Raw genomic sequence first — 12,941 nt, 5'->3', positions numbered from 1 at the left:
GGAAGCCGAATGCGGGTCCGAGGTACGTGCCATAGCCAGCGTGTACATGTCGTTCTTGAGGCCGTTCTTGGCTTCATTTTCTACCGTGGCATTGGTCGGTTTTTGTTTCATGCCAGGCTCAAAACCGCCGCCCTGAATCATGAAACCATCGATCACGCGGTGAAAAATGGTGCCGGCATAATGACCAGAATTGACGTAGGCAAGAAAATTAGCTACCGTTTTTGGTGCTTTTTCTGCGTCGAGTTCGATCGTGATCTTGCCGAGGTTGGTGGTGAGGATGACAGCCATATGATTCCTTGATAAATGTGAAATGGTAAAACTGAAAAAATAAATTATTGAACGATGGTAGCCGATTCAATGATCACCGGTTTGGCGGGCACGTTTTGATGCGGTCCGCGATTGCCGGTGCTGACTTGCCTGATTTTTTCGACGACCTCAGTGCCTTTGACGACCTTGCCGAATACTGCATAGCCCCAGCCGTCCTGGCCAGGGTAGTTCAGCATATTGTTGTTGACCGTATTGATGAAAAATTGGGAAGTGGCTGAATGCGGGTCGCCGGTGCGTGCCATTGCAACTGTATAGACATCGTTTTTCAAGCCGTTCTTGGCTTCATTCTGGATAGCTGCGCGCGTCGGTTTTTGCTGCATGTCTTTATCGAAGCCGCCGCCCTGGATCATGAAATCGCTGATGACACGATGAAAAATAGTACCGTTGTAATGGCCGCTTTTAACGTATTGCAAAAAATTCTCTACCGATTTCGGGGCTTTATCCTGGTTCAGTTCCAGTTCTATATCACCCATATTCGTTTTCAGTACCACATGCGGAGCACCTGCAGCTTGCGCCAGATGGAATGCGCCTGACAACGATATGGCTGCAACGATGGTCATGACGCGACGACGGGAAAATTTCATTCTGACTTCCTTCATTCTGATGGACGGACTGTAAAGTGATGCTGGCAAAGTTCGATCTTTCATCGATCCGTTCCAGCGAATTGCATGCTGCTTGATTCCATGCTCTGGTTGCAGGAATGGCGGCACTATCATATTATGCCGTCCCGCCTGCAAGTTAAGCATGCAATGCGCTGGTGCCGTTTGCTTCACTGATTTCCAGCGGCTGAGTGCATTTAAAAATATGTTGGTGCAGCTGTCGTAAGCAGGCAGGGATTTCGGCGGCGGGAGCGGATTTCATCAATGCTATACTGCCGCAAAAACGTGCATTTTATCAAAAAGAAGTATGACAAAGTGTTTTGGCGACCTAGTCGCATCAGCATCGCGGATTTGCGGGTATATGTAGTTGACGATGCGCATCATGCCTTGTAACAAATTCCAGGTCGAAACAGACAACCATAGATGAGTGCCCTGAAGATCTACAATACGCTGGCGCGTGAGAAGCAGTCGTTCACTCCTATCGATCCGGGCAAAGTCCGGATGTATGTGTGCGGCATGACGGTGTATGACTATTGTCATATCGGGCATGCGCGCGTGATGGTGGTGTTCGATCTGGTGCAGCGCTGGTTGCGTACTTCAGGCTACGAAGTTACTTACGTACGCAACATCACCGACATAGATGACAAGATCATCAAGCGTGCGGCAGAGAATGGCGAATCGATTTCGCATTTGACGCAACGCTTCATCGATGCGATGGATGAAGATGCGGCGGCGCTCGGCGTGCAAAAACCTGATCATGAACCGCGCGCGACCAATTACGTGCCGCAAATGCTGGGCTTGATAGACGCGCTGGAGCGCAACGGCCTGGCTTACAAATCATCCGATGGCGATGTCAATTATTCAGTGCGCGATTTTGCCGGTTACGGCAAGCTGTCCGGCAAATCGCTGGACGATCTGCGCGCCGGCGAGCGCGTCGATGTTAATACCGGCAAGCGCGATCCGCTGGACTTCGTGCTGTGGAAGTCATCCAAGGAATCCGAACCGGAAGAAGTGAAGTGGCCGTCCAAATGGGGCAGTGGCCGCCCGGGCTGGCATATAGAATGTTCGGCGATGGCGTGTGATTTGCTGGGCGAGCAATTCGATATACATGGCGGCGGCGCGGATCTGCAATTTCCACATCACGAAAACGAGATCGCGCAATCCGAAGGCGCCAGCAAGCATACCTTCGTCAATTACTGGATGCATAACGGCTTCGTGCGTGTCGACAATGAAAAGATGTCCAAGTCGCTGGGCAATTTTTTCACGATACGCGAAGTGCTGGAAAAATTCGATCCGGAAGTCGTCCGCTTCTTTATCCTGCGCGCGCATTACCGCAGCCAGTTGAATTATTCCGATGCGCACCTGGACGATGCGCGCAATGCATTGACGCGGATGTATACCGCCTTGAAAGAAGTTGCGCCCGATGCCTTGCCGCTGGATATGGCGGAAGCGCATGCGATCCGCTTTGCGGATGCCTTGAATGATGATTTCAATACGCCGCTGGCGATAGCCGTGTTGTTTGAGCTGGCAAATGAAATCAACAAGAACAAATCAGCCATTCTGGCGCGCCAGTTGTACCGGCTGGCTGGTATAGTCGGTCTTTTGCAGCGTCCGGCACAGCAGTTTTTGCGCGCGAAGCTGGCGCATGCAGCGCAGGATGACGATATGGAAACATTTGTTGCCGAGCAAATTGCCGCGCGCGTGGATGCAAAACAAACCAGGAATTTTGCCGAGGCGGATCGCATACGCGCAGCCTTGCTGGAAAAAGGCATCATCCTTGAAGATAAACCCGGCGGTTTGACCGAATGGCGAAGGGCTTAAGCGGGATGGAAAAAATGATTGCCGCTGATGAAACGCGAATCTTGCCAGTCTATTGGGAAGACGCGAAGGTCGAGTTGATGAAACGCGACCGTATCATGCGCAAGCTGATCCCGCAGTTTGGCGATTTGCATCTGGTCGGGCGCGGCGAACCGTTTTCGACGCTGGCGCGCTCCATTATCGGCCAGCAGATCTCTGTCAAATCGGCCGATAGCGTGTGGCGACGCTTTCTCGAAGTCTGCCCTAAGTGCACGCCTGCCCAGGTCGTCAAGGCAGGTGATAAACTGGCGACTTGCGGTTTATCCAAGCGCAAGGCTGAATACATACTCGACCTGGCCGACCATTTCAAGGCGAAACGTGTCAATTATGACAAGTGGGCCGAGATGGCAGATGAAGACGTTATCGCGGAATTGATACAGATACGCGGCATAGGACGCTGGACAGCGGAGATGTTTTTGATATTTAATCTGCTCCGACCGAATATACTGCCGCTGGATGATCTCGGTCTGCTGGCTGGCATCAGCCGTAATTATTTTTCCGGCGAACCGGTTTCACGCAGCGATGCGCGCGAAGTGGCCGCCAATTGGGAGCCATACCGTACCGTGGCAACATGGTATCTGTGGCGCAGCCTGGATGCAGCAGCAGAATAGTAACCAGATACGAATATCCACCTCGTGTTGATCAGAAGGAGGCACGATGAGTAAAACGACTTTCCTCGGCTTTGAACAGCCGATTGCAGAACTCGATTCGAAGATCGAAGAGCTGCGCTTTGTGCAGGATGATTCTGCAGTCGATATCTCGGAAGAGATAGACAGGCTGTCGAAGAAGAGCCAGCAGCTGACCAAGGATATCTACGCCAAGCTCACGCCGTGGCAGGTTTCCCAGATTGCACGTCATCCGCAACGTCCATACACGATGGACTATGTGAATGAAATCTTCACCGACTTCCATGAATTGCATGGCGACCGCAGTTACAGCGACGATCTGTCCATAGTCGGCGGCCTGGCGCGCTTCAACGGCATGCCTTGCATGGTGATCGGTCATCAAAAAGGTCGCGATACGAAAGAACGCAGCCTGCGCAATTTCGGCATGCCGAAACCGGAAGGCTATCGCAAGGCGATGCGCCTGATGAAGGTGGCAGAGAAATTCGGCTTGCCGGTGTTTACCTTTGTCGATACGCCAGGCGCCTTCCCCGGTATCGACGCCGAAGAGCGCGGTCAGTCGGAAGCGATCGGCCACAACCTGTATGTGATGGCGGAATTGAAAGTCCCCCTGATTGCCACCATCATCGGCGAAGGCGGCTCCGGCGGCGCCTTGGCGATTGCGGTCGGCGACGCAGTGCTGATGCTGCAATACTCAACCTATTCAGTGATTTCGCCTGAAGGTTGCGCATCTATCCTGTGGAAATCCGCAGAACGCGCTTCCGATGCGGCAGAAGCGCTGGGCTTGACTGCGCATCGCTTGAAGGCGATGGGCTTGATCGACAAGATCATCACTGAACCATTGGGCGGCGCACATCGCGATCCGAAGCAGATGGCGGCACTGGTCAAGCGGGCACTGGCCGATACCGTGCGCCAGTTCCAGGGTATGAAAACCAAGGATTTGCTGGCAGCGCGCCATGAAAAATTGATGAGTTATGGCAAGTTCAAAGAGATCACTACACCGGAATGATGTGTGACAAATAAAGACATTGCGGCAACGCAAAGTGAATTTGAACGCGCGTTAGGGGAAATCCGGACGCGCGTTTCTCTTTCCGGATCTGCTGCGCCCAGAATGGCGATTGCCTATAGCGGCGGGCTGGATTCTGCCGCCTTGCTGCATCTGCTGCATGCCTACGCCCAACACCACGGCCTGGAACTGTTTGCCTTCCATGTGCATCACGGACTGAGCCTGAATGCAGACAGCTGGCTGGCGCATTGCGAACAACAGTGTGCTGCACTGGGCGTGGCCTTTGATGCGCGTCGTGTACAAATCGAGAAAAAAGAAAAAAGCGGGATCGAAGAAGCTGCGCGCCACAGTCGCTATGCGGCGCTGGGCGAGATGTGCCGCACGCATGACGTCCCTTTGCTGCTGACTGCGCATCACCAGGATGATCAGGCGGAAACCGTGCTGCTGCAATTGTTGCGCGGCTCGGGGGTGGCAGGATTGTCCGGCATGGACAGTGCCAACCATGCCGCGGATTTGCTCGGCGATGCAAGCTTGCTGATGGGACGGCCGCTGCTGCAGCTGGCCCGCGTGGATCTGGCGGCATATACGACCGCGCATGCGATCGCCTTTGTCGAAGATGAATCCAATCTGGATCCGCGCTATGCACGCAATGCGCTGCGCCATCAGGTGATGCCGGCGCTGGCGCAACACTTCCCGGGTTTTCAGCAACGCTTTGCGCGTACTGCACAGCATGCGCAATCGGCGCAACGCCTGCTGATTGAACTCGCGGCACAGGATCTGGCCTTGTGTCTCGATGGTGCCTGCCTGGATGTGAGCAAGCTAAGGCAATTCAGCGCTGATCGCATCGATAACATGTTGCGCTACTGGTTCGGCTTGCGCAGCGTGCGCATGCCTTCGACTGCCTGGCTCAATGAAATGCGCACGCAACTGCTGGAAGCCAAACACGATGCGCAATTGTGTGTCACGCATGCCGATTGCCATATCCGGCGCCATCGCGACCGCGTCTACATCACGCCCAAGCTGGACCCGGAAACGCTGGAGCAGGAGCCGCGGGCCTTCCACTGGCAGGGCGAAGCCGCCATCCATTTTGCCGAGTTCGGTGGCACGCTGTTTTTCGAGGCGGCCGAGCAGGGCGCAGATGCAGCATGGCTGCGCTCGCAAGACTTGACGATACAGTTGCGCAGCGGCGGTGAGCGCTTGAAGCCAGCCTTCAACCGGCCGACAAAAAGCCTCAAATACCATTACCAGGCTTGCGATGTGCCAGCCTGGGAGCGCGAGCGCCTGCCACTGGTTTTTGTCGGGAAACAGTTGTTGTTTGCTGCAGGAATCGGCATGGATTGCCACCAGCTCAGTAGCGAAGCCGGGCCGCATATCGCGTTTCGCTGGCAATTCGATTTGTGATAAATCGCGTCTGGCACGATTTTTGGTCACTTTGATAATTTGAAAATGGCTGGAAACCCTTGCCGGACTTGTCATTCTGCGCTGCACGTTGTAAAGTCGTGGGTTGATTTTTTTGGCTTTTTTCTTTTTTCAAGCGCGCTTTTTCTATCCTTATGGCTTTAATCGTACACAAATACGGCGGCACGTCGATGGGCTCTACCGAGCGCATCAAGAATGTCGCCCGGCGCGTCGCCAAATGGCATGACGCTGGTTATCAAATCGTGGTGGTGCCGTCGGCCATGTCTGGCGAAACCAACCGTTTGATCGGCTTGGCCAAGGAGTTGATGCCGCAACCGGATCCACGCGAACTCGACATGCTGGCCTCCACCGGCGAGCAAGTCTCCGTTGCCTTGCTGGCAATGGCCTTGCATTCAGTCGGCAAGGAAGCGGTGTCATACGCTGGCTGGCAGGTGGCGATCAAGACCGACTCCGCTTTCACCAAGGCGCGCATCCAGTCTATCGATGCGGTCAAAGTGCAAAAGGACCTGGATGCAGGTCGCATCGTCATCATTACCGGTTTTCAGGGCGTCGACGACGAAGGCAATATCGCCACCCTGGGCCGCGGTGGTTCGGATACCTCGGCAGTCGCCGTGGCAGTGGCGCTGAAGGCGCAGGAATGCCTGATCTACACCGATGTGGATGGCGTCTATACGACGGATCCGCGCATCGTGTCTGAAGCACGCCGCCTGAAAACCGTCACCTTTGAAGAGATGCTCGAAATGGCGTCGCTAGGCTCGAAAGTGCTGCAAATCCGCTCCGTCGAATTTGCCGGCAACTACAAGATGCCGACGCGCGTATTGTCGTCGCTGACCGACCCTATGATGTCGCTGGAAGAAGAAGCAAAATCCGGCACACTGATTTCGTTTGAGGAAGATACACACATGGAACAAGCCGCCATCACAGGTATAGCATGCAGTCGCGATGAAGCGAAGATCACCGTTCTGGGCGTGCCGGATCGCCCGGGCATCGCTTACCAGATACTGGGACCGGTTGCCGCTGCCAATATTGAAGTCGACATGATTATCCAAAATCAATCGGTCGAGGGCAAAACGGATTTCACTTTCACCGTTCCGCGTGCTGAATACGCCAAGGCGATGGATGTACTCAACGACAGCGTGAAAGCGCATATAGGCGCGGCCAGCATACAAGGCGACACCAAGGTGTCAAAAGTGTCGGTAGTGGGTGTAGGCATGCGCAGCCACGTCGGCATCGCATCGCAAATGTTCCGCACCTTGTCGGAAGAGGGTATCAATATACAAATGATCTCGACTTCCGAAATCAAGATATCTGTCTTGATCGATGAAAAATACATGGAACTGGCAGTGCGCGCATTGCACAAGACCTTCGATCTGGAAAAAAACAATTAAGTCATGCTGATGGCATAGTTTGGTTGACCAGACATGCCTGAAAAGTTATGATACTGAACCTTGCGGTAGCGGGCAGTGTGAAGCTACTGAAGTAATGTGGAGGCGTGGCCGAGTGGTCGAAGGCACTTCCCTGCTAAGGAAGCATACGGGCTTAAACCTGTATCGTGGGTTCGACTCCCACCGCCTCCTCCAAAAGATTAGAAGCCCTTGATGAAAATCAAGGGCTTTTTTCTTTGCTCGAATTGGATCATGTCACTTTTACTGGAACAATGTATTTTGAACACGAAAAGAACCAAACGCTGGAATGGAAGCCTGGACACACTGACTGCAGATTACTTGAATGACGTCGTGACGCAAATGACATCTTATGGCGAACGCGTGCAATTCGGCTTGAGCGGCCCGGGTCAGCGGCCCAACTATCAAGTCATCAATACTTTTGACAAGAAGATGGCATTTGACGGCAACAATCATCTGGTGCATCCGAAGGAAGATGAATTCGTCGGCAGCAACGCCACCGGCATATTGACGCTGGAGCAAATCAAGGCGGCGATAGCAGGCGTCGGCGTCAAGAAGGTTGCCGCCACCCGCACAGCACGCACCAGCACCCGTAGCAGCCCGGCAGCTGCCAAGGCGGGCGACCTGATCGATACGCAGAAATACGAGTACTTCAAAAGCAATATCCAGAAACTGCCGGAAGGGATACGCGCCCATTCACAGGAAATCAGTGACTTGATGAAAAAAGGCATGTCTGCGGAAGCGGCATTTGGCGAGGTCATTCAGCTGCATTTCTGAATGCCGCCACAAGAGAGGGTGCATACCCTGGTTGCTGCATTAAAAAAGCCCGCATATTGCGGGCTTTTTTAATGGGTGTTCGCTGGTGAGCCGGGTAAGGGCAATGATCATTAAATCCGGTAAATTTTTTCGCCAGTCTGAATGATCTTGAACTTGGCATCCGACAGCGGATCGAGTGCCCGGCCATCGGCCAATTGATAGGTTTTACTGCCTGGCAGTGCGCTCTCGTCAGATACATCTATCGGGGTTTGATAAACCTCCACGTGGTAGCCGGTCCCGGTTTTTCCTTTGGCGTCGAATTTTTCTACCAAATCCATAAGAGTCTCCTTCAGGTTGAGAGTGGGATATGCGATCCCACAATAGCAGATTTTTTCTACAATCTCTGCAAGAGAGTGGGGCCCGCCTGGTCATTTTCTTGCGCATGGGTGCAGACTGAAATGCAAGAGCAGCGGGTAAATCAACGACTTTCCCCAGCGCTGCGCCGGCAATGCCGAGTCGTATGTCAGTTTCGATACAAAAGGCACACAAGCAGGACACATCGAGCGGACATAATAAGCAATCCAATCTCAGGTGCTTATACCTGGCGGGGCAGAAAACAGAAATAATTTTGCGAAAACCCTAAAGTTCTCAAAAAGCCCGCCGTTACCAGACTTAGATAAAGGCATAAATTTATTAAATTTATTTTGCCGGAACCCTAAAGTTCTGCAAAACCGTGCCGTTAAAGATACATGAGGCAGTAAAACAGCTTTATTTTTTACTGTTTTGACTAAAATTTTTGAGAAATTCAGTTAATAAAAAGACAAAATAAATTTTCTTTCTAGTCACTTTCCGGGCTATGGTCTGAGCTGGCATTAAATGCGCAGACGCAGTACCCAAGCCCCTCTCCGCGCCATTCCATGTGGTGTGTATCGTATGCTGGTCGGCGTTTGTAAGACAAACGCCTACTGGCCTATTGTCGTCTTCTCTGTATGAAAATACAGGGTGCTGCCTATTTCAGCGTCTTGTTTCCCGCTTCAGAATGCATTCACTGGCTCACAAATTGCAGCCAAAGACATTCACAGGTAAGGGGATAACATGACCAATAACGACATCATTGCAGAAATTCGCGACGCTAATCTGAGCTACCTGATGCTGGCGCAGCAAATGATCCGTGCCGACAAGGCAACTGCAATCTTCCGCCTGGGCATCAGCAATGAAATCGCTGATTTGATCGAAAACATGAACAATGCGCAAATTCTGAAACTTGCCGGCGCCAACATGATGCTGGCCCGCTTTCGTTTCGATGACGGCGCCATCCTCGGCATGCTGACTAATTACAACAAGGATCGCTCGCTCGCACATTCGCATGCTGCGATCTTGATGGCGGGACAGGCTGTTGAGCAAATCGCTTAATTACGCTGTTTTCCAAGCATAGATCATGTTGCTGTAATTCTCAGAAAAGAGTGCGGAAATGGCCAAGAAAAGCGTAGTTACGGAATCCCAGGAAATTCAACTCGCAATTGAACTCATCAATTTAGGTGCACGCTTGCAGTTGCTGGAATCGGAAACATCGCTTTCGCGCGAACGATTGCTGAAATTGTACAAAGAGTTGCGTGGCGTCTCGCCACCGAAAGGCATGCTGCCATTTTCTACCGACTGGTTCATTACCTGGCAGCCGAACATACACTCTTCCTTGTTTGTCGGCATACACAAGTACCTGGTTGAGCATGCACAGATTTCCGGCATCCAGGCTGTGATGAAAGCCTACAAGCTGTATCTGGAGCAGGTTGATACGGCTGCGGATGGCGAGCCGGTTTTGTCGCTCACGCGGGCCTGGACCCTGGTTCGATTTTTCGATAGTAAAATGCTGGCAACAGCGTGCTGCAGTGCATGCGGCGGCAATTTTGTCGTGCATCGCCTGGATTTGAATACGAATTACACTTGCGGTTTGTGCCACATGCCATCCCGGGCCGGCAAAACCAAGCGTGCCAAAATGGATGCGGCATTGCTGGCAGCTTGAGCGGGTCACCCATTTTCTGTAAAGAGTGTCTGTGTGAAGATTTCGAGGCGCTCTGGCGCAAAGCTGCGCGCCCCTGAATTCCTGCTTCATTTGCCTGCCGTGCAGGCACTTTTTTTTCAAATCCTTTCTTTTTTCATCCTCGTATCGCTTGCGTTCGGCCTGGCCACATTTTTCGGCTGGACGATGAATATCTACCTCGCTGCAATATTGCAGGGTTTGCTTGCCGCCGGGTTTTCTTATTGGCGCGGTTTGGCATCCTGGTGGCTGGCGATCAGCCTGTTTTTCCCTCTTGCGCTGATCGCTGCCTTGTCTTTGCAGTTGCCGCCCGTGCTTTTTCTGTTTGCCTTCCTCGTTTTTCTTTGTCTGTACTGGACAACTTTTCGCACCCAGGTCCCTTTTTATCCATCCGGCTTGGCGACATGGAAGGCGGTTGCTGACCTATTGCCGAAGGATCAAGGCATCCATTTCATTGATATAGGTAGCGGGCTGGGTGGTTTGGTCCTGAATTTAGCCCGGCGCCGCGCCGACAGCCGATTTGTCGGCATAGAGATTGCACCGTTGCCATGGCTGGTGAGCGTCCTGCGTGCGTACTTGTTGGGGTCGCACGCGCATTTTGCACGGGGCGATTACGGCCGCTTGAATTTCGCCGACTACGATGTTGTGTTCGCATATCTGTCACCGGTAGCGATGCCGGGCTTGTGGAAAAAAGCGTGCTCCGAAATGCGGCCTGGAACGATGTTACTTAGCTATGAATTCATCATTCCCGATGTCGCGCCTGCGTTTGTGGTGTCGCCTGTCTTAAATAGTCCACAGATTTATGGTTGGCGGATGTAGGATTTATTCGCCTTCCTGGATGTCGCTGCAACTCAAGTTCCAGCAATTCCAGCCGTTGAAACACATATAGCCGCGCCCAGAAATTTTTGCCGACCGTATCGTTACAACAAACGTGACGTCATCACGGTTGCGCATTGGCAACTGTTAAGGCAATAATGGCATATTGAACCTAGAACCGGAGCGCACGCTTGTTAGTTATCATTGGATATATCATCGTTCTCGCCTCTGTTTTTGGCGGTTTCGCGCTTGCCGGCGGTCATATGGCCTCCCTGTTTCAACCAGTCGAATTGCTGATGATTGGTGGTGCAGCACTGGGGGCATTTTTTGTCGGTAACAACGGCAAGGCAATCAAGGCCACCCTGAAAGCCTTGCCCACTGTTCTCAAAGGTTCCAAATATACAAAAGCCTTGTACATGGAATTGATGACGCTTTTGTTCGAGATACTGACCAAGGTGCGCAAGGAAGGTTTGATGTCGATAGAAAGCGATATCGATGCGCCGGAAGAAAGTGCGATTTTTACCAAGTATCCGGCAGTGCTGTCGGATCATCATATTATTGAGTTCATCACCGATTATCTGCGATTGATGGTATCGGGGAACATGGATGCGTTCCAGATCGAAAATCTGATGGACAATGAAATCGATACGCATCATGCCGAAGGTGAAGTCCCTGTGCATTGCGTTGCAAAACTGGGTGACGGCTTCCCTGCGTTCGGTATTGTGGCGGCGGTGATGGGCGTGGTGCATACGATGGCGTCGGTGGGTTTGCCACCGGCAGAGTTGGGGATATTGATCGCGAATGCCTTGGTCGGTACCTTTCTGGGTATTTTATTGGCTTACGGTTTTGTGTCGCCGATATCCAGCGTTCTTGAGCAAAAATTGCACGAATCCTCCAAGGTGTTCCAATGCATCAAGGTCACCTTGCTGGCAAGCCTGAACGGCTATGCGCCGGCGCTCGCAGTCGAGTTTGGTCGCAAGGTCTTGTTTTCGACAGAACGTCCTTCATTCAACGAACTGGAAGAACACATCAAGCAGTCGAAATCAAAATAAACTGAACCTTCCAACATAAAAAACAATAAAAATAATAGAACCTAGCGGGGACTGACATGGCTGACGAAGGACTCCGTCCCATTATCGTAAAGCGTATTAAAAAATCAGGTGGCGGCCATCATGGCGGCGCCTGGAAAATCGCTTATGCAGATTTCGTGACCGCGATGATGGCGTTTTTCCTGTTGATGTGGTTATTGGGTTCCACCACCAAGGGCAATCTTCAGGGCATCGCCGACTACTTCAGCACACCGTTGAAAGTCGCAATGGCCGGTGGCTCAGGGAGTGGCGACGCCACCAGCGTCATCAAGGGCGGTGGAAAAGACATGACCCGCGTCGATGGCCAGCAGAAAAAGGGCGAAGATAAAAGCAGTTCAACGTCGAAAGCCAGCCTGAAGGCTGCCGAGGAAGAACTGGCCAGGCAGGAAAACCAGCGACTCAAATCCCTGAAAGAACGCATAGAGCAGGCAATTGATTCCAATCCAAGTCTGCGTCAGTACAAAAATCAACTTTTGCTTGATATCACTTCAGAAGGCTTGCGCATCCAGATCGTCGATGAAAAGAATCGGCCCATGTTTGCCTTGTCGAGAGCAGAACTGCAACCTTATACCAAGCTGATCCTGCATGAGATTGCCAAAACCCTCAACGACATCCCGAACCGGATCAGCCTGTCGGGACATACCGACGCCACCCCTTATTCCAGCGGTGAGAAAAGCTATAGCAACTGGGAACTGTCTTCTGACCGCGCAAATGCATCGCGCCGGGAGTTGATCGCGGGCGGAATGGAAGATGTAAAAATGCTGCGCGTTGTGGGGCTGTCTTCGGCGGTCTTGTTTGACGCGAACGATCCATACAATCCTATCAACCGACGCATCAGCATCATCGTGATGAACAAGAAAACAGAAGAGTCCATCACGAAAGAAAACCGGACTGTCGATGTAGTCAATGAGGAAACGGCAAAGCAGACAGTGGAGAGCAGCGTCAATGGCGCAGCTATAGTGCCGTCTGCACCTGTACCTGTTGCACCTGCACCTGCACCTGCACCTGCACC

The 12,941-nt window shown here is 52.4% G+C and carries 14 protein-coding genes and 1 tRNA gene; 12 read left to right on the top strand and 3 right to left on the bottom strand.

From position 1 onward, the window contains the following. The coding region (locus Q7T06_RS11090; RefSeq protein ID WP_304784612.1) for a peptidylprolyl isomerase at positions 1-288 on the bottom strand (288 nt) is incomplete at its 3' end. Positions 289-332: 44 nt separating this feature from the next. Further along, the gene (locus Q7T06_RS11085; RefSeq protein WP_304784610.1) at positions 333-911 is read right to left on the bottom strand and encodes a peptidylprolyl isomerase; all 579 of its coding nucleotides are present in this window, start codon (positions 909-911) and stop codon (positions 333-335) included. A gap of 438 nt (positions 912-1,349) precedes the next feature. On the opposite strand from Q7T06_RS11085, the gene cysS reads away from it, so the two are divergent. The 7 genes from cysS (at position 1,350) to Q7T06_RS11050 (ending at position 8,011) form a co-directional block, all read left to right on the top strand. After that, positions 1,350-2,747 carry a cysteine--tRNA ligase gene (cysS, locus tag Q7T06_RS11080; protein WP_304784608.1) on the top strand — a complete coding sequence of 466 codons (1,398 nt, stop codon included), beginning with the start codon at positions 1,350-1,352 and terminating at the stop codon, positions 2,745-2,747. A 5-nt stretch (positions 2,748-2,752) separates the two neighbouring features. Then, positions 2,753-3,394: a DNA-3-methyladenine glycosylase gene (locus tag Q7T06_RS11075; RefSeq protein ID WP_304784614.1), complete on the top strand. Its 642-nt coding sequence runs from the start codon at positions 2,753-2,755 to the stop codon at positions 3,392-3,394. Between the two features lie 46 nt (positions 3,395-3,440). Further along, on the top strand, positions 3,441-4,415 hold the full coding sequence (locus tag Q7T06_RS11070; protein ID WP_304784605.1) for an acetyl-CoA carboxylase carboxyltransferase subunit alpha: 975 nt from the start codon (positions 3,441-3,443) through the stop codon (positions 4,413-4,415). A gap of 3 nt (positions 4,416-4,418) precedes the next feature. Then, on the top strand, positions 4,419-5,813 hold the full coding sequence (tilS, locus tag Q7T06_RS11065; protein WP_304784602.1) for a tRNA lysidine(34) synthetase TilS: 1,395 nt from the start codon (positions 4,419-4,421) through the stop codon (positions 5,811-5,813). Between the two features lie 152 nt (positions 5,814-5,965). Then, complete coding sequence (locus tag Q7T06_RS11060) at positions 5,966-7,219, top strand: aspartate kinase (RefSeq protein ID WP_304784600.1); 1,254 nt, start codon at positions 5,966-5,968, stop codon at positions 7,217-7,219. Between the two features lie 98 nt (positions 7,220-7,317). After that, positions 7,318-7,411: transfer RNA gene (locus Q7T06_RS11055), tRNA-Ser, on the top strand. Between the two features lie 84 nt (positions 7,412-7,495). Further along, the gene (locus Q7T06_RS11050; RefSeq protein ID WP_304784598.1) at positions 7,496-8,011 is read left to right on the top strand and encodes a hypothetical protein; all 516 of its coding nucleotides are present in this window, start codon (positions 7,496-7,498) and stop codon (positions 8,009-8,011) included. A 110-nt stretch (positions 8,012-8,121) separates the two neighbouring features. Here the strand turns inward: Q7T06_RS11050 and Q7T06_RS11045 are convergent, their stop codons facing one another. Beyond that, complete coding sequence (locus Q7T06_RS11045; protein WP_304784596.1) at positions 8,122-8,328, bottom strand: hypothetical protein; 207 nt, start codon at positions 8,326-8,328, stop codon at positions 8,122-8,124. A 757-nt stretch (positions 8,329-9,085) separates the two neighbouring features. On the opposite strand from Q7T06_RS11045, the gene flhD reads away from it, so the two are divergent. From flhD to motB, 5 genes are all read left to right on the top strand, one after another. After that, a complete protein-coding gene (flhD, locus tag Q7T06_RS11040) occupies positions 9,086-9,403 on the top strand; it encodes a flagellar transcriptional regulator FlhD (RefSeq protein ID WP_304784594.1) in 318 nt (105 codons plus the stop codon). A gap of 58 nt (positions 9,404-9,461) precedes the next feature. Beyond that, positions 9,462-10,010 (top strand): flagellar transcriptional regulator FlhC, encoded by a 549-nt coding sequence (gene flhC / locus Q7T06_RS11035; RefSeq protein WP_304784592.1) that lies wholly within the window; start codon positions 9,462-9,464, stop codon positions 10,008-10,010. 33 nt (positions 10,011-10,043) lie between these two features. Then, positions 10,044-10,844 (top strand): class I SAM-dependent methyltransferase, encoded by an 801-nt coding sequence (locus Q7T06_RS11030; protein WP_304784590.1) that lies wholly within the window; start codon positions 10,044-10,046, stop codon positions 10,842-10,844. 188 nt (positions 10,845-11,032) lie between these two features. Continuing rightward, the gene (gene motA / locus Q7T06_RS11025; protein ID WP_304784587.1) at positions 11,033-11,893 is read left to right on the top strand and encodes a flagellar motor stator protein MotA; all 861 of its coding nucleotides are present in this window, start codon (positions 11,033-11,035) and stop codon (positions 11,891-11,893) included. A 56-nt stretch (positions 11,894-11,949) separates the two neighbouring features. Further along, on the top strand, positions 11,950-12,941 hold a 992-nt coding region (gene motB / locus Q7T06_RS11020), incomplete at its 3' end, for a flagellar motor protein MotB (RefSeq protein WP_304784585.1).

The sequence above is a fragment of the Herminiimonas sp. genome (assembly GCF_030645555.1).
In the GTDB taxonomy this organism is placed as follows: domain Bacteria; phylum Pseudomonadota; class Gammaproteobacteria; order Burkholderiales; family Burkholderiaceae_D; genus Oxalicibacterium.
Note: the sequence above shows the minus strand (reverse complement) of the source record. Positions and strands in the feature narration are given on the sequence as shown.